12 protein-coding genes and 2 pseudogenes are annotated in these 16,240 nt (G+C 61.5%); 11 read left to right on the top strand and 3 right to left on the bottom strand.

What is annotated here, in order from left to right:
* Nucleotide 1: 1 nt before the first annotated feature.
* Complete coding sequence (locus AC1Z32_RS38875) at nt 2-1,030, bottom strand: TRAP transporter substrate-binding protein (RefSeq protein ID WP_483484185.1); 1,029 nt, start codon at nt 1,028-1,030, stop codon at nt 2-4.
* A gap of 240 nt (nt 1,031-1,270) precedes the next feature.
* Between AC1Z32_RS38875 and AC1Z32_RS38870 the strand changes: the two genes are divergently transcribed.
* From AC1Z32_RS38870 to AC1Z32_RS38835, 8 genes and pseudogenes are all read left to right on the top strand, one after another.
* Complete coding sequence (locus AC1Z32_RS38870) at nt 1,271-2,752, top strand: NAD-dependent succinate-semialdehyde dehydrogenase (RefSeq protein WP_483484184.1); 1,482 nt, start codon at nt 1,271-1,273, stop codon at nt 2,750-2,752.
* A 12-nt stretch (nt 2,753-2,764) separates the two neighbouring features.
* Nucleotides 2,765-3,589, top strand: a complete 825-nt coding sequence (locus tag AC1Z32_RS38865; RefSeq protein ID WP_483484183.1) for an HpcH/HpaI aldolase family protein — start codon at nt 2,765-2,767, stop codon at nt 3,587-3,589.
* Between the two features lie 20 nt (nt 3,590-3,609).
* Complete coding sequence (locus AC1Z32_RS38860) at nt 3,610-4,791, top strand: acyl-CoA dehydrogenase family protein (protein WP_483484182.1); 1,182 nt, start codon at nt 3,610-3,612, stop codon at nt 4,789-4,791.
* A gap of 12 nt (nt 4,792-4,803) precedes the next feature.
* Nucleotides 4,804-6,582: an FAD-binding protein gene (locus AC1Z32_RS38855; RefSeq protein WP_483484181.1), complete on the top strand. Its 1,779-nt coding sequence runs from the start codon at nt 4,804-4,806 to the stop codon at nt 6,580-6,582.
* Nucleotides 6,575-7,798 carry a CaiB/BaiF CoA transferase family protein gene (locus tag AC1Z32_RS38850; RefSeq protein WP_483484180.1) on the top strand — a complete coding sequence of 408 codons (1,224 nt, stop codon included), beginning with the start codon at nt 6,575-6,577 and terminating at the stop codon, nt 7,796-7,798. The genes AC1Z32_RS38855 and AC1Z32_RS38850 overlap by 8 nt, the downstream gene beginning before the upstream one ends.
* Nucleotides 7,795-9,435 (top strand): GMC family oxidoreductase, encoded by a 1,641-nt coding sequence (locus AC1Z32_RS38845; protein WP_483484179.1) that lies wholly within the window; start codon nt 7,795-7,797, stop codon nt 9,433-9,435. Before AC1Z32_RS38850 ends, AC1Z32_RS38845 begins: the two co-directional genes overlap by 4 nt.
* The gene (locus AC1Z32_RS38840) at nt 9,432-10,181 is read left to right on the top strand and encodes an electron transfer flavoprotein subunit beta/FixA family protein (protein WP_483484178.1); all 750 of its coding nucleotides are present in this window, start codon (nt 9,432-9,434) and stop codon (nt 10,179-10,181) included. Before AC1Z32_RS38845 ends, AC1Z32_RS38840 begins: the two co-directional genes overlap by 4 nt.
* Nucleotides 10,182-10,203: 22 nt before the next feature.
* Nucleotides 10,204-11,144: pseudogene (locus tag AC1Z32_RS38835) on the top strand (electron transfer flavoprotein subunit alpha/FixB family protein).
* Between the two features lie 53 nt (nt 11,145-11,197).
* Here AC1Z32_RS38835 and AC1Z32_RS38830 read toward each other — a convergent pair.
* A complete protein-coding gene (locus AC1Z32_RS38830) occupies nt 11,198-11,500 on the bottom strand; it encodes a hypothetical protein (protein ID WP_483484177.1) in 303 nt (100 codons plus the stop codon).
* A gap of 707 nt (nt 11,501-12,207) precedes the next feature.
* Between AC1Z32_RS38830 and AC1Z32_RS38825 the strand changes: the two genes are divergently transcribed.
* Nucleotides 12,208-12,579, top strand: coding sequence for an antitoxin Xre-like helix-turn-helix domain-containing protein (locus tag AC1Z32_RS38825; protein WP_483484176.1), 372 nt, complete (start codon nt 12,208-12,210; stop codon nt 12,577-12,579).
* A complete protein-coding gene (locus AC1Z32_RS38820) occupies nt 12,576-13,100 on the top strand; it encodes an RES family NAD+ phosphorylase (RefSeq protein WP_483484175.1) in 525 nt (174 codons plus the stop codon). The genes AC1Z32_RS38825 and AC1Z32_RS38820 overlap by 4 nt, the downstream gene beginning before the upstream one ends.
* A 411-nt stretch (nt 13,101-13,511) precedes the next feature.
* On the opposite strand, the pseudogene AC1Z32_RS38815 reads toward AC1Z32_RS38820, so the two are convergent.
* A pseudogene (locus tag AC1Z32_RS38815) lies at nt 13,512-13,643 on the bottom strand (IS3-like element ISBvi3 family transposase); the annotation flags it as partial.
* A 287-nt stretch (nt 13,644-13,930) separates the two neighbouring features.
* Between AC1Z32_RS38815 and AC1Z32_RS38810 the strand changes: the two are divergent.
* Nucleotides 13,931-16,144 carry an FUSC family protein gene (locus tag AC1Z32_RS38810; RefSeq protein WP_483484505.1) on the top strand — a complete coding sequence of 738 codons (2,214 nt, stop codon included), beginning with the start codon at nt 13,931-13,933 and terminating at the stop codon, nt 16,142-16,144.
* Nucleotides 16,145-16,240 lie beyond the last annotated feature (96 nt).

The raw sequence follows: 16,240 nt of genomic DNA, 5'->3' as shown, positions 1-16,240 counted from the left end.
CTCATGCGAACTTCTGGGTGTACTTTTCGAGCAACGCCCAGGCTTCATCGCCGTATTTCTTGCGCCACTGATCGTAAAAGCCGGCCTTTTGGAGCGAAGCGCGGAACGGCTGGATATCGGGCTTGTTGAACGCCATGCCGTGCGATTGCAACTTGTCGATCAGCGATGTACTCAGTGCGGCGACGTCCGCGCGTTCAGCCACCGCGGCCGCATTCAGGTGTTTGGCCACGATGGCCTGCAAGTCCGGTGGCAGCTTGTCCCAGGACCGGGCGTTGCCGAGAAACCAGAAGCCGTCCCAGATATGGCCGGTCAACGAGCAGAACTTCTGGACTTCATAGAAGCGCCCGGTTTCGATCAGCGCGAGGGGGTTTTCTTCCGCATCAACGACCTTGGTTTGCAGCGCCGAATACGCCTCGCTGAAGTTGATGCTGGTGGGCGAGGCGTCGAACGCCTTGAACATCGAGGTCCAAAGGGGGCTGACCGGCACACGGATCTTCAGACCTTTCAGATCGGCCGGGCTTTGCACTGGCTTGACAGAACTCGTGAGATGCCGAAAGCCGTTGTCCCACGGCTTTTCCATCGCGACGAGCCCGACTTTCGAGATCGCCTTGCGGATGTGGCTCCCGAGCTCGCCGTCCATCGCTGCCCACACCTGGTTGTAATCCTTGAACGCGAAGCCGATGCCGTTGATCGCCGAGACCGGCACCAGCGTCGAGAGCACAACGCCGCCCTGGGTCAGGAAGTCGATCGCGCCCGATCGAACTTGCGACAGCATGTCGGTATCCGTGCCCATCTGACCGTTCGGGAAGATCTGCAACTCGACACGGCCGCCGGATTCCTTCTTGATGGCGTCCGCAGCCTCTTTCGCGCGAACGTTGAGCGGATGGGACAGCGCGAGATTGTTCGCGTACTTCAGCTTGAACTGCGCGGTCTGCGCTCGAGCGAGCGACGGCAGGACGCCGGTCCCCGTCACTGCCGCCGTGGCGACTCCGAGAGTCTGAAGAAAGGTACGACGGGAATACAAACTCATTTGTCTCGCTCCATGGAAAGGAATGCTAGTGACGCATTCGGCGGCGCCAGTGGCGTTCTTGTTGAATCTTCCGCTTCTCAAAGTGCATGCGGGCGAATGCATTTCGCTGACACACACTCTAAAAGTGTTGACACTTTGATGTCAAGGTGTTGTTATAAGAAAAAGAGTGCATGCAATAAGGCTCCCGGGAAAGCACCTACAAAACCGGGGACATCCGCGTTACCTATCAGGAGGAGGCACATGGAACTGGAAGCGCATTACCGCGAGCACGGCTTGCTGCTCGGAGGCCGCTGGGAAGCCGCCACGGCTGACGACGGCCAGCTTTCGATCAATCCGGCGACGGAAGAGCGGCTGGGCTACATGCCACTGGCCAGTCAGTCGCAGGTGACCGAGGCCGTCGACGCCGCGACCGAGGCCTCGGCCGCAATGCGCAAGCTCACACCATGGGAGCGCTCAGCGCTGCTGCGCCGGGCTGCGACGCTCATTCGCGAACGCACGCCGCAGCTTGCGCGAATCGTGGCGCTGGAAACAGGCAAGCCGATCGCACAGGCCAGCGGGGAAGCCAATGCGTCCGCTGAGTCGATCGACTGGTTCGCCGATGAAGCGCGCCGTGTGTTCGGCATGTCTTACGAAAGTCGCGTCAAGGGCGGACGGTATCTGGTGCACTACGAGCCGCTCGGGGTGGTCGCCGCCTTCACGCCGTGGAATTTCCCGCTGCTGCTGCTGGCCCGCAAGATGGGTCCGGCGCTGGCCGCCGGCAACGCGATCGTGATCAGGCCGTCAAACGAAGCGGCGGGCGCGACGATGGGACTGGTGCGCTGTTTCGTCGATGCCGGGTTCCCCGAAGGCGCAGTCAATCTGGTGATCGGCAAAGCCGACACCATTACGCCGACGATCATGGCCGACCCGCGCGTGGCAAAGATCAGCTTCACCGGCTCGGTGCCTATCGGCCGTCAGATCGTCGAAATGTCTGCGCAGACCCTCAAGAAGGTCACGATGGAGCTCGGCGGCCATGCGCCCGTGATCGTGCATCGCGACGCTGACATCGGCGCTTTTGCGCACCTCGCGTCGCTGGGCAAGTTCCGCAATGCGGGCCAGGTTTGCGCATCCCCGACTCGTTTCTACATCCATGAATCGATCTTCGACAAGACCGTGAAGGCGCTGGTCGAGCGCTCCAAAGCGCTCCGCGTCGGCGACCCGTTGCAGCAGGACACCGATCTGGGTCCACTGACCACGTCGAAGCGCCGCGACGCGATCGAACGTCTCGTCGATGAAGCCGTCGGTGAAGGCGCCAGCGTGCTGTGCGGTGGGCGGCGCCCCGCGCAATTCGGTCGCGGCTGGTTCTACGAGCCGACGCTCGTCGCCAATCCCGCATCGCACGTCGGCCTAATGAACGACGAACCGTTCGGCCCCGTCGGGACGCTCACCCCGTTCACGACGATGGACGAAGTCATCACCGAGGCGAACCGACTGCCGTTCGCACTCGCGGCGTATGTCTTCACGCGCTCGATGCGCAACACGCTGGAAACCACGGAGCGTCTGCAGGCCGGCGTGATCGGCGTGAATACGTTCGTGGCGTCGACGGCCGAGACGCCATTCGGCGGCAGTAAGGACAGTGGATTCGGACGGGAAGGCGGACCGAACGCGATCCGCGACTACATGGACACCAAATTCATCAACCTCGAGCTGGCGAACGACGAGCCGCTCGACGCCACCGCCTGAATGGGATCGATCATGCGAAGCATCAAGAATCACGCGAAAGCGCAACTCGCCGCGGGTGAACTGGCACTCGGCATGGGGCTGCGCCAGGCCCGCACTGTCGACATTGCGCAGATCGCGCAGACGGCGGGTTTCGACTGGCTGTTCATCGATATGGAACACAATTCGATGGACATCGACACGGCCGCGCAGATTTGCGCCGCCGCTCTGGTGGGCGGTGTGACGCCGATCATCCGCGTGCCGGGACACGAGCCGTTCCACGCCACTCGACTGCTCGATACCGGCGCGATGGGCATCGTGGTGCCGCACGTGAGTACGCCCGAGCAGGCCGCGCGGATCGCCGACATGTGCCGCTTCCCGCCAGCCGGCGGACGGTCGATCCCGGGCATGTTGCCGCAGGTCGGCTTTCAGGCTCTTCCGATCGCCGATGTGGTCCGCGCGATCAATGACGAGGTGCTGGTCGTGGCGATGATCGAAACCCACGAAGGGCTCGAGAACGCCGACGCAATAGCCGCGGTGCCGGGCATTGACGTGCTGCTCGTCGGCGCGACCGATCTTGCGGCGGATCTCGGCATCACTGGACAACTGGGCCATATGCGTGTGGCAGCCGCCATCGACGCCGTGTGCGCCGCATGCCACCGGCACGGCAAGGTGCCGGGCGTGGGCGGCGTGTACGACGAGGCACTGATGACCGCCTACGTGCAAAAAGGCGCGCGTTTCATTCTCAGCGGCTCGGACCTCGCGTTTTTGATGACGGGAGCGAAGTCGCGTTCGCAGATGTTGCGTGCCATTCCGCTCGGCGAAGCGGAACAAGAGACGGCGCAACGCACGGCATCCTGATCGGTCAAGGAGGAGACAGAGTGAATCCCGAATACGCAAGCAATCTGATCAACCGGCGCGACCTGAAGCCCTATCTGAATGCCGATCACTTCGAGTTTCGAGATTCGGTGAATCGCGTGCTGACGCGCCATGCATCGCCGGAATATGTGCGCCAGTGCGACGAAGAGAAGCGCTTCCCGCAGGAACTCGTGAAGGTGGCCGCCGAACAGGGCTGGTTCGGCATCACGCTGCCCGAAGCATACGGCGGCGTCGGTGGCTATCTCGACATGGCCGCTTATCTGGAGGTCGTGGCGTATCACACCATCGCGCTCGCCCGCTTCTGGAATGCCAACGTGAACATGGTGGGCGGCGCGCTGGCGCGCTTCGCTACCGACGACATCAAGGCCCTGGTGTTGCCGAAACTGGCCGAAGGGCGTGCCTTTCTTGCCTTTGCACTGAGCGAAAACGGCTCTGGCTCGGATGCCGCCTCGCTGACGACGCGCGGCGTGGCCGACGGTGACGACTTCATTCTCGACGGCACCAAGATGTGGATTTCCGGTGCACTGCAGGCCGACTACATTCTGACCGCGGTGCGCACCAATCCGGAAGCGAAGAAGCACGACGGGATCAGCCTCTTCCTCGTACCGAAGGATTCCAGAGGTTTAACCATCAATCCGATCGATTTGCTCGGCGGCCACGCTATCCGGACCTGCGAAGTGGTGTACGACGGCGTGCGTGTCCCGAAAGACATGATCGTGGGCGGCCTGCACGTGGGTTGGAAGAAGCTCACCACGGTGCTGTCGAAGGAGCGCATCGCGTTGTCGGCGATGTGCGTGGGCGGCGCGCAGGCGGCGATCGATCTTGCGCGCTGGTATGCGAACGACCGCAAACAGTTCGGGCAGTCGATCATCGATTTCCAGGCCGTGTCGCATCTGCTCGCCGATATGCAGACGCGCGTGGATGCCGCCCGGCTGATGGCGTTTCGGGCGGCGAAGCTGCTCGACGAAGGCGAAAACTGCGACGTCGAGTCGTCGCAGGCGAAGTATTTCGCGTCGGACACCTACGTGCAGGTCGCGACCGACGGCATCCAGATCATGGGCGCCAATGGCTATTCCGCCGAATACGCGATGCAGCGTCATTACCGCGAAGCCAAGATGTTCCAGATCTTCGGCGGCACCAATCAAATTCAGCGCAACATCGTGGCACGCGCGCTCAAATCGTAAGCGGAGACAGACGTGACGGCAGTTCGGACGTTGGAGAAATTCGGCTTTGGCGTTGACCACGCGCAAGCCGACGTGGCGGTGGTCGGCGGTGGCGGCGCGGCGTCGCGCGCTGCCGTGTCCGCGGCGCAGGCGGGTGCGAAGGTTCTCATGCTGGCCAAGGCGCCGGTCGGACAGGGTGGCAGCACGGTGCACGGCGCGAGCGAAATCATGAGCATGGGGGCATCCGGCTACGGCAGTCCCGACGATAGCGCAACCGTGCACTACGAAGACACGATGCGTCCGGCAGCCGGCTTCATCGACCGCGACCTGGTGCGCGTTCTCGCGGAGGACGCACCGAAGCGCATTGCTGACCTGATCGAACTCGGCGTGCCGTTCGACCGCTTCGACGATGGCTATAAGCTCATCCGCAGCGACTTCGGCAGCTATGCGCGCGCGCTTGGCGTCAACGGCAAAACCGGCAAGGCCTTCGTGAGCGCGCTCGCGGACGAAGCCAGAAAGCTCGGTGTCGAGACCCGTCAGCCGGCGGCGTTGATCGATCTCCTGCGCGATTCGACAGGACGCGTGAGCGGCGTGGTTGCGATGGACCTCGAATCGCGGCGGCTGCTGGTGGTCTCGGCGGGGGCTGTCGTGCTTGGCACGGGCGGCGCGCACGGCCTGTTCTCGCAGCAGGTGTCGACGGCGGAGATGACCGGCGACGGCCAGGCGATCTGCTTCCGCCACGGCGCGGAACTCGTGAACATGGAGTTCCATCAGTTCGGGCCGGCGATGGTGCACCCTTACGTGCAACTCTTCAGCAAGTCGTGCTTCATCCTGCATCCGAAGATGCTCAATCGCGACGGTCACGAATTTCTCCCGGACTATCTGCCGACGGGCGTGACGCCCGATGCTGCGATGGACGAGAAAGTGTTCCCGTTCACGATCTCGAACGAGTCGCGCTATATCGATATCGCGATCGCGACGGAAATCGCGCAGGGCAGAGGCACGGAGCGCGGCGCGGTGCATTTCTCTTTCGCCGACATCGCCGAGGAACGGTTAGCGGCCACCATTCCGAACACCATGCGCTGGATGCGCGCCAAGGGACTCGATCCGAAGCGTGATCTGCTCGAGGTCGGGATTGCTTTTCAATGCCTGAATGGCGGTGTCCGGATGACCGACACCGACGCGATGTCGACCATCGAGGGGCTCTTCGTGATCGGCGAACTCGCGGGCGGCGTGCGCGGTCCGGATCGTCCCGGCGGCAACTCGCTTGCGGAAGGTCAGGTTTTCGGCCATCGCGCGGGCGTGGGTGCGGCCGCATTCGCACGCGGCAGCGCGGCGCCCGGCACGTCCGATGTGGCGCCGCTTGCACGGCGCCTCGAAACGGCGCTCAAACCGAATGCGTCGTTCGACGCTCGACGTATCGCCTCGGATCTGCGTGCGGCGATGCAGGCGCATTGCCTCGTCGAGAAGACGGAAAGCGGCCTGAACATCGCGTTGGCCGCCGCTCGCGAGGCGCGCGCCGCGTTTGCCGCAGGCGGCGCGGCCACGCCGTCGCAAGTGATCGATGCGTTGACGATCGACAACATGGCGACGACTGCCGACGTCATCGTGCAGGCGTGTATCGAGCGGCGCGAATCCCGCAGCAGTCACTATCGCACCGACTGTCCTGCGCGCGACGACGCGCATTTCGGTCACGCATTGACCATCACACGCGGTGAGGCCGACCCGTTCCGTCTCGCCTTCGACGTGCTCGATTACCCCGGTGCGGCAGTCACGGACGCATCGCATTCGCAGGCGGCAAATCATGGATAAGAAGCAAGTCGGCCCGTTGTCGGGCTATCGCATTCTGGATCTCACCGTCATGACCGCGGGTCCGGTCGGTACGGTGCTGCTTGCCGACCTCGGCGCGGACGTGATCAAGGTCGAGGAACCGAAGGCCGGTGACCTCTCGCGCAATCTCGGCAATCAATTCGTCGAAGGGGAGAGCGTCCAGTTCCTGTCGCAGAACCGTAACAAGCGCAGCATCCGCCTGGACCTCAAGTCGCCGAAAGGACGCGATGCATTTCTGCGCATGGCCGAGCAGGCGGATGTCATCGTCGAAAACTTCCGGCCGGGCACGGTGGATCGGCTCGGCATCGGCTACGAGGACGTGAAAGCGCGCAATCCGATGATCGTCTATGCAAGCGTGTCGGCATTCGGACAAACCGGTCCTTATGCCGCATGGCCCGCGAATGATCCGATCGTGCAGGCCGTGGCGGGTCTCATGGACATGACGGGCGAAGCCGGCGGCAATCCGGTGCGGCTCGGGGCGCCGTTGCCCGACTTCGGCGCGGCTGCGCTGCTCGCGTTCGGGATTTCGGCGGCGTTATTGCATCGCGAACGGCACGGCGAAGGGCAGCGCATCGATACGTCGCTGCTGTCGGCTGCGCTTTTCAGCACCATCCCGCGCGACGGCGAGACGCTGAGAAGCGGCAAAGCGCCGGAGCGCCTCGGCAGCGGCCATCCGACGATGGTGCCGTATCGCAACTATCAGGGCTCCGATGGCCGCTATTTCTTCGCGGCCTGCTTCACCGAAAAATTCTGGCAGAACCTTTGCCGGGCGTTGGGCCGCGAAGACTTGCTGAGCGATGAGCGCTTCATCGGCAACACCGCGCGGACGGCGAATCGGCACGCGCTCGACGTGATCCTCGAACAGCAGTTTCTGCTGCATACCGCAGAGTACTGGGTGGCGCATCTGAGTGCCGCGGACGTGCCATGCGCGATCGTGCAGGACTATCACACCGCGCTGACGAAGGACCCGCAGATCGCGCATAACCATGCGGTCGTCGAGATCGAACACCCGGTTGCGGGCAGGGTGACGAACATCGCGAGTCCGGTGAGTTTTCACGGCAGCCCGGTGGCATACCGCCGTCCGCCGCCGACGCTCGGGCAACACACGGCCGAGGTACTTGCTGAATTCGGGTTCGCGGACGACGAGATCGCCGCACTCGAAGGTCTTGAACCGGCCGCTGCCGGAGCGCACTCATGAAATCGTGCACAGCGGACTACGTGATCGTCGGCGCGGGGACGGCGGGTTGCGTACTTGCGAATCGCCTGACCGAAGATCCGAACATCAAGGTGATCCTCGTCGAAGCGGGCGAGCGCGATCGTCACCCGTTCATACACGTACCGGCCGGCTTCGTACGCTTGCTCGATCATCCAACCGTGACATGGCGCTATCGCACTCAGGCCGACGCCGAGACCAGCGGCCGTGCAATCCTGTTTCCGCGCGGACGCGGACTCGGCGGGTCCAGTGCGATCAACGGCCTGCTTTATGTGCGCCCGTTCGCGGAGGATATCGATAGCTGGGAACAGTCGGGCGCCAAGGGCTGGACCTTCGGCAACTGTCTGCCGTTCTACCGCCGCTCCGAAACGTGGACCGAGGGCACCAGTCCGCAACGCGGCGCGCATGGTCCGATTCAGGTCAGCCGGGTAAAAAATCCGCCGGAGATTTGCGGTGCGGTCGTGCAAGCCGCCAAAAAGGCCGGTCTCGAGTTTGTAGATGATCCAAACAGCGACACCCGCGGTCCGTCGATCTGGTACTACCAGCAAACGCGCGACGGACGTCGCCGGTCCAGCGCAGCGCGCGGTTATTTGCGACCCGCAATGGCGCGGCCGAATCTCACGGTGGTGACCGGCGCCCAGGTGTCCGGCCTCGAAATGAACGGCACGCACGTGAGCGGCATCAATGCGACGACGACCGCGGGCGTTTCAGTGCAGTTTCGCGCGACCCGCGAGGTCATTCTGAGCGCGGGCGTAATCGGCACGCCCAGGGTACTTGAAATGAGCGGCATCGGCGATAAGGACGTGCTGGAGAATGCGGGCGTTCGAACACGCGTCGCGTTGCCGGGCGTCGGCAACAATTTGCAAGATCACTATGTAGTCCGGCTGGGCTATCGAATACGGGGTGCAGGCACCGCGAACGAGCGCTCGCACGGACTTGCGCTCGCGCGCGAGATGATGCGCTACGTCGTGTCGGGCACCGGCGTACTCACATATAGCGCGGCGATCGTAGGCGGCTATGCCCAGACACCGCTCGCGACCCGGCCCGACGTGCAGTTCGTGATCGCGCCAGGCAGCTTCGTCGAGGGACGGATTGGCGTGCTGGAGTCGGAGCCAGGTGTCTCCTGCGGCGTCTGGCAGATGCGTCCGGAAAGCCGCGGGCACGTGCACATCACCAGCAGCGACATCTTGGCTGAGCCGACGATCGCACCGTCCTACCTCAGCAGCGAACTGGACCGCAACACGATGGTGGAAGGACTCAAGATCGGCCGCCGGATATTCGCGCAGCCCGAGGTCGCCCGCTATATCGTCGACGAAACCGTACCGGGCCGTCAGGCGGACACCGATGAGGCGTTACTCCAATACGTGCGTGACAATGGCTCGACTGTGTATCACGCGGTTGGAACCTGCCGGATGGGAGAGGACGAAATGAGCGTCGTTGATTCTCAGATGCGGGTGCGGGGAACCACCGGCCTGCGCATCGTCGACGGGTCGGTGATGCCGTCGATAACCTCGACCAACACCAATGCGACGGTGCTGATGCTGGCCGAGCGGGCAGCTGAGATGATCCGCTCGCCAATGACGGCGCGAGCGGCCCCCACATGTTCCAAGGAGACGGTATGAAAGTGCTGGTCGGTGTGAAGCGTGTGGTCGACTACAACGTGAAGGTCCGGGTCAAGTCGGACAGCACGAGCGTCGACATCGCGAACGTAAAGATGTCGATGAATCCGTTCGACGAAATCGCGGTTGAGGAAGCGGTGCGGTTGAAGGAAGCTGGCGTGGCTAGCGAGGTGGTGGCGGTTTCTTGCGGTGTCACTCAGGCGCAGGAGACACTGCGTACGGCGCTGGCGATCGGCGCGGATCGTGCTGTGTTGATCGAGTCATCGGAAGACCTGCAGCCTCTGGCCGTTGCCAAACTGCTGAAGGCGCTGGTCGACAAGGAACAGCCTTCGTTGGTATTGCTGGGCAAGCAGGCCATCGACGACGACTCGAACCAGACCGGGCAGATGCTTGCCGCTTTGGCCAACCTTCCGCAAGCGACGTTCGCTTCGAAGGTCGTTGTGGCTGACGGGAAGGCGACCGTGACCCGCGAGGTGGACGGCGGAGCTGAAACGCTGTCGCTGACGCTTCCCGCCGTAGTCACAGCCGATCTACGCCTCAGCGAGCCGCGCTACGTGACGTTGCCGAACATCATGAAGTCGAAGAAAAAACCGCTGGAAACGATCAGGCCCGAAGACCTCGGCGTGGATGTCACTCCGCGTTTCAAGACGCTGAAAGTCGCCGAGCCGCCCAAGCGCTCCGCCGGCGTGACAGTGCCGGACGTGAAGACGCTGGTCGAGAAGCTGAAGAACGAAGCGAAGGTGCTTTAAAGAGAACGCGGAGACAGGGCAAATGACGAATCTTGTTAGCCTGGTAATAGCAGAACACGACAACGCGTCGATCAAGGCAGCGACGCTGACTACCATTGCCGCCGCGACGAAGCTCGGCGGTGACATTCACGTGCTTGTTGCGGGTCACAACGCGCAAGGCGCGGCCGACGCGGCAGCGAACATCGCGGGCGTCAGCAAAGTATTTCTGGCCGATGCGGCGCACCTCGAAGTCGGTCTCGCGGAAAACATCGAAGCGACCGTGCTAAATATCGCAAAGGATTATTCGCACATCCTGGCTCCGGCTACCGCCTACGGCAAGAACATCGTGCCGCGTATTGCCGCGAAGCTCGATGTCGCTCAGATCAGCGACATCACCGCAGTCGATTCACCGGATACGTTCGAGCGTCCGATCTACGCGGGCAACGCAATTGCAACGGTGCAATCTCAGGACTCGATCAAAGTCATCACGGTACGCACGACCGGCTTCGATGCAGTCGCAGCCGAAGGCGGCAGTGCAGCGGTCGCGAAGATCGAAGCAGCGCCAGATGCCGGCACCTCGCAGTTTGTAAGCCGTGAAGTGACGAAGCTGGACCGTCCGGAACTGACGTCGGCAAATATCATTGTCTCGGGTGGCCGTGGTCTGGGCAACCGCGAAAATTACGCGAGAGTGCTCGAACCGCTGGCCGACAAGCTGAACGCCGCCTCTGGCGCCTCGCGTGCCGCAGTCGACGCGGGCTTCGTGCCCAACGACTATCAGATCGGGCAAACCGGCAAGATCGTCGCGCCCCAACTGTACGTCGCCGTCGGTATCTCGGGTGCGATCAGCACCTCGCCGGCATGAAGGACTCAGAAGTGATCGTCGCGATCAACAAGGACCCGGAAGCGCCCATTTTCAGCGTCGCAGATTACAGCCTCGTCGATGACCTGTTTACCGTAATGCCCGAACTCGTCGGAAGCATATGAGGCCCTTGATGACTGGCTGCTCGCGTTCACTGGCGGAGGAACCATTGGCTCTTTCACAAGAGATCCGGCGAAGCGCAGCGAATGCGGCGAACGCCGAAGATGCGGACATCTGGCGATGGTTTGCTAACCTTGTCGAGGAACGCCGAATTCGCTGGTGTCTTGCCAATGGCAGCTGGTTGGTGAGCGTCGATCATCGTCACGTCGCCACGGACGAAAACTTCGACGAGGCAATCCGTGGTGCCAAACTCCGTACTCAGAGAAGAGATGACGAGACGGTTCGAGGTAATCTTCCACGACGACGCGTCGCGTGAACTCGCAACGCTTTGCTGCCGTGCCCTGTCGCCGATTGAAACCATGTACCGCCGACTTTGCCGCAACCGATCGCGCGTTTTTTCGCATTTCAAACATCGGGATACGCTTGGTGTTCATACCGGCTTCGTCAACGCGGTTGCCTGACTGTCGGCTTTGGCCGGTGTCTTTGAGTGACGGCACGGATTGTCCGTTCTCGCTCTGATACCTGCCCTTGGATCCTCGACGGCCCCGCCGGCAGCAATGGGTCGATAGCGACGATCACGGAACGGCGAAACAGCCGACATCGATCGCGTGGACGCAACTAATCGTTGACGCCGCTATTTGCCTTTAAATTTGAGAACGGCCGAACGCCTCAAGCAGTCTCACTGACGTTCGACTTTACATGTGCGAAGGCGTGGGCTTCAGGTCTTGGAGAAGTCTGCTGTAGTTAGCTCAAGCTGGACCGTTGGATGTGCTAGCAGCTTGCGATGTGCAGCTGCTTCGATTTCGATACGGGAGAATCCGTCGCTGAAAGCTTTCAACGTTCGCGCGTCGTCGGCATTCGGCGCGAGCCAGAAGTACGCTTCGAGGGCTACAGATCGTCTCAACGCAGCAGACGAGCGGGTCGCGTATTTGACATAAATCTATTTATCGTATTTTCGTTAAGCAGCTAACTAGGTACGGAGGCTGGGACTGCTCAGTTCGTCACTCGGTGTGCGCCGTGCTCAAACTGTGCGTATAATGTGCATGAACCATCGCGGGAGCCCACGAGATGAACGCTGACACCTTAACCGATGTTTTGGAGTCCGCCCGAGAAGCGGGCACCTCCCGGCTTTCGGCGACCAATCTCGCCAACGTGCTAGGCCTGCAGCAGCAGGATTTGGCCACGATCGCTGGCGTGCACCGAAACACGCTCCGCACGCATCCCGAGTCTCCAAGACTGCAGGCCGCCTTGCGTGACCTCATGCGCGTGGTCTCGGCGGCAGTCGCAGTTCAGCCGGACCTCGAACGAGCGCTGTTCCTCATCAAGAACCACCCGATTCCGGCCTTTCGGCATAAGACGATTCTCCAGTTGGTCCAGGAGGGCCGGACCGAGGATGCGGTCGACTACCTGGAGTCTATCAGTGCAGGTTTCATTGGATGATCCTCACTGATCTGCCGAAAGGAACCACGCTGTATCGCGCTCACACACCGCGCTGGGCCGACCGCCCCATGAGCGGCGCGGGCGCCGCGCTGAAGGGTGGGCGTTTCAATCGCGAGGGGATCGAGGCGCTATACCTGTCTCTAGAGGAGCTGACGGCCCTGCGCGAATACCAGCAGACCTCCCCTTTCCTTCCACCCTGCACCATTTGCTCTTACGCTGCCGAACTCCGGGACTTGGTGGACCTGCGGAAACTCAACCAAGGGAATTGGGATGAGCTTTGGCATGACTGGCGCGAGGACTGGCGGTATTGGAAATTCGAGCAACACGTCGAACCGCCGACTTGGGTGTTGAGCGACTTGGTCCGAGATCTCGGTTACACCGGGATTGTTTTTCCAAGTCAGGTGCATGCTGGCGGCACCAACGTGATGGTTTTCAGCGACCGGCTTGGCGACCGCAATGCGATCGAGGTGAACGACCCTAGCGAGCAACTTCCGAAGGATCAGTCAAGCTGGCAGCGTTAGACTCTGAAGTTCATGCTTCTCCAGTCTCCCGATCCCGGCTTGCGAGTCCGCAGAACGCTCTAATCTCATTTGCGGCGGAGCCGTTCATCAGGCTAGCCGAGTGCCTTTCCCCGATCAAGCAAATTACTTATCGCCAAGCGGCTCCGAAAGCTCGTAACGGTTGTTGGATGCCCCGTATTGCACTCTTGTGCAAAACGGGCTAGGGATGGAGGCGCCACTAGAAGGCGGTTGCGCCGAGGACACCTTATTTAGATGTCCTAGCGGTTTTTCGATCATGTTACTTATGTCAAGTAATGCCACTCGAGCGGGCAGACTCGTCTGACGCGACGACGACTCATCCTTCGGTTTCGTCTTACAGACAAGCCGTACATTTCGAGAATGATCCTGCCTCGCGTTTCGGCGTACAGCAAATCATACAGCGATCAACCTGGCCTCGTATTCGATTGGAATGGAGAAATCGATAGAGGTGTGCAGGCGTTGTCGATTGTAGTAGGCCTCGATCCCGTCGACGATATCAGACGAACCCTGAGCGCGCGATTCATCCGCCGATCCGGCATGCTCGTAGAGCGCGCTCGCGTCCGGCGACCACGCCAATAAGTTGCATCGGCGGCGGCCTCGCCAAGATCGTCGCCCGCTTTAGAGCGGCGCTAGCCACGTGCTCTGCAAGCGCATGCGAGAGACATGTGACCATCGCCGCGCAAGGTCGATTGCTCCTGATCAAGGAAAAGCCTTTACCTGCAGCCACAACATTCAAACATGGATTCAAAAATAAAATGATGTCCGTCACTTGGTTCATCCGCGTCACACCCAAATGGCGCACCACACCTGTCATGCATATTTCCTTGTTTAACCTTATATCCCGAGTTTCAGTTAGCCGGAGCGGCAAGGCCGTCATCGCCGCATTCCATGACTGGGCAAACACAAGCGGCGGCACATGGCTGTATGTGTTCAAGACGCTTCTTGCCGCGCTGCTGGCGCTCGGCGTGGCGATGAAGCTCGAGCTTCCCATGCCAAGAACGGCGATGACGACCGTCTTCGTGCTCATGCAACCGCAAAGCGGCATGGTCCTCGCGAAAAGCCTCTATCGGATTTGCGGAACAATTGTGGGCCTGCTGGTCATGCTGGTACTGATCAGTCTGTTTGGGCAAGCCCCCGAACTCTTCCTCGGCGCAACTGCCCTCTGGATTGCCGTGTGCACGGCCGGCGCGGCGCGAAACCGCAACTTCCGCACGTACGGATTCGTCCTTGCCGGTTACACGGCAGCGCTCATCGGCATCCCGTCATGGCAACACCCAAACGCAGCATTTATTTCCGCAATGACGCGTGTAGCGGAAGTCGCGATCGGTATCCTGGCTTCGGGCGCAGTTAGCGCGCTCGTCTTTCCCCGCCACGTTAGCGAGCAGCTCGACCGCGCGAACTCCGAGCGGTTCATGCAGTTTGCTAGCGATATCGTGTCGATTTTGACCGGCAAGAGCGACAAAGCATTCGTCGAAGCATTGAATGTCCGCATCGTCGACGAGACTGTCCACTTTGAAGCTACGCGCAGCGCGGCCGTCTTCGAAAGTCCGAACACGCGGCTACGAAACGGCCGCCTGAGCCGGCTGAACGTTGAGCTCATGGCAACCTCGACCCGTCTGCACGCGTTGATTCAACTGATGACGCGTCTACGCGCAGCACAATTGGCTAGACCCCTCATCGAGATCGAAGCATTCCTGAACGCGCTTGCCGCGCTCATCAACGCACCGCGACAGGAAGGGCGAATGGGCGACGAATCGCAAGGGTTCGCCGGAGCGCTCGCGCGCGAGCTCGAGAGCTTCCGGACAGCTTTTCCGGACCACGCGCGCGCGGCACGGGTTCGACTTGGCCACGGGCCCGGCCTGTTGGAGTTCGACACAGCGGCGGAATTGCTTGAACGGTTCTTGGAGAGCTACGTTGCCTATGTCGACACGTATCTCTCTCTGTCAGCGTCCAAGCATGAGCGGGAACAATGGACGGAACCCTACGAACCCAGAACCAACCCGCTGATCGCTGTCATCGCTGGGGTCCGTGCGATGTTGCTGACGCTCGCACTCAGTTGGTTCTGGGTCGCGACCGCATGGCCCTCAGGCGCTTTGCTCGTCCTCAACGGCGGGGCGATCTGCGCATTGGTCGCATCCTCTGCGCGCCCTTCCCGGACTGCGTTCCACATGGCAATCGGCACGGCATGCGCTTGCGCACTTGGGTTTCTCATCATGTTTTTCGTTTATCCGCTGATCGACGGGTTCCCACTCCTATGCGTTGTGCTCGCCACACCGCTTGCATTGGGATGCTGGTTGACGACGCGTCCATCTTTGGCAGGCTATGGAACCGGATACTGCATTTACTTCTGTTTTCTGACCGGCCCCGACAACATCGTGGCATACGATCCGGCATCATTCATGAACGACTCGATTGCGCTCGTGCTGTCGATGCTGGTTGCATCCGCTGCATTCGAATTATTCGTGCCACCGACGACAAGCTGGTTACGAAACCATCTGCTTGCCGACCTGCGCAGGCAGGTTGTCTTTGCGTGCACTAGTCGATGTTCTGCTCTGCGCACCCGTTTCGAGAGCCGAACGCGCGATCTTATGTACCATTTTCGAGCGATATCGCGTCACAGTCCGTCGTCGAACAGCCAACCGATCGAATGGTTCCTGGCGGTTCTCGAGATCGGGTCCGCCGTGATCGATCTACGGGGCGCTATGAAGATGGGGATCACGCAGGCTGCTCCGGACCACGTGCCGGCGTGGCTGAGCCATGCCGACGAAACGTGCCGCGCGATTCGGAACCTGTTTCACCGACCCGAGCCTGCCACCTGTGCCGCGGCGACGTATGCGGTCGAAGCGGCGATCGGCGCAACGCAGCGGGAGATACAGGCAGCCTGCGCCAGTCCATCCCGGGCGTCCCATCTTCAGATGGCACTCAGCGCTCTGCATTTCATGCACAGCACGCTCGCCGCACCGGGCTTCCCCGTCCCCGCGCTGAGCAGGGAAATCCGCCCCGATGAGGGACAAGGGATTCGTTGAGATCCAAGCTGTCGATACTGTTCAACGTAAGAACGGGATCCGGAATCGCTAACCCATCGATGGAAGTCCAGCCCCTTTCGGGACGCATCATCCCAT

It is taken from the genome of Caballeronia sp. 11_S32 (assembly GCF_056930355.1).
The sequence above is the reverse complement of the archived record's forward strand: the minus strand, read 5'-3'. Positions and strand labels throughout refer to the sequence as shown.

Excerpts from the sequence above, each read along its gene's own strand:
- AC1Z32_RS38875 (WP_483484185.1), bottom strand. The coding sequence starts at position 1,030 with ATGAGTTTGTATTCCCGTCGTACCTTTCTTCAGACTCTCGGAGTCGCC.
- AC1Z32_RS38870 (WP_483484184.1), top strand. The coding sequence starts at position 1,271 with ATGGAACTGGAAGCGCATTACCGCGAGCACGGCTTGCTGCTCGGAGGC.
- AC1Z32_RS38865 (WP_483484183.1), top strand. The coding sequence starts at position 2,765 with ATGCGAAGCATCAAGAATCACGCGAAAGCGCAACTCGCCGCGGGTGAA.
- AC1Z32_RS38850 (WP_483484180.1), top strand. The coding sequence starts at position 6,575 with ATGGATAAGAAGCAAGTCGGCCCGTTGTCGGGCTATCGCATTCTGGAT.
- AC1Z32_RS38845 (WP_483484179.1), top strand. The coding sequence starts at position 7,795 with ATGAAATCGTGCACAGCGGACTACGTGATCGTCGGCGCGGGGACGGCG.
- AC1Z32_RS38840 (WP_483484178.1), top strand. The coding sequence starts at position 9,432 with ATGAAAGTGCTGGTCGGTGTGAAGCGTGTGGTCGACTACAACGTGAAG.
- AC1Z32_RS38830 (WP_483484177.1), bottom strand. The coding sequence starts at position 11,500 with ATGGTTTCAATCGGCGACAGGGCACGGCAGCAAAGCGTTGCGAGTTCA.
- AC1Z32_RS38825 (WP_483484176.1), top strand. The coding sequence starts at position 12,208 with ATGAACGCTGACACCTTAACCGATGTTTTGGAGTCCGCCCGAGAAGCG.
- AC1Z32_RS38820 (WP_483484175.1), top strand. The coding sequence starts at position 12,576 with ATGATCCTCACTGATCTGCCGAAAGGAACCACGCTGTATCGCGCTCAC.
- AC1Z32_RS38810 (WP_483484505.1), top strand. The coding sequence starts at position 13,931 with ATGCATATTTCCTTGTTTAACCTTATATCCCGAGTTTCAGTTAGCCGG.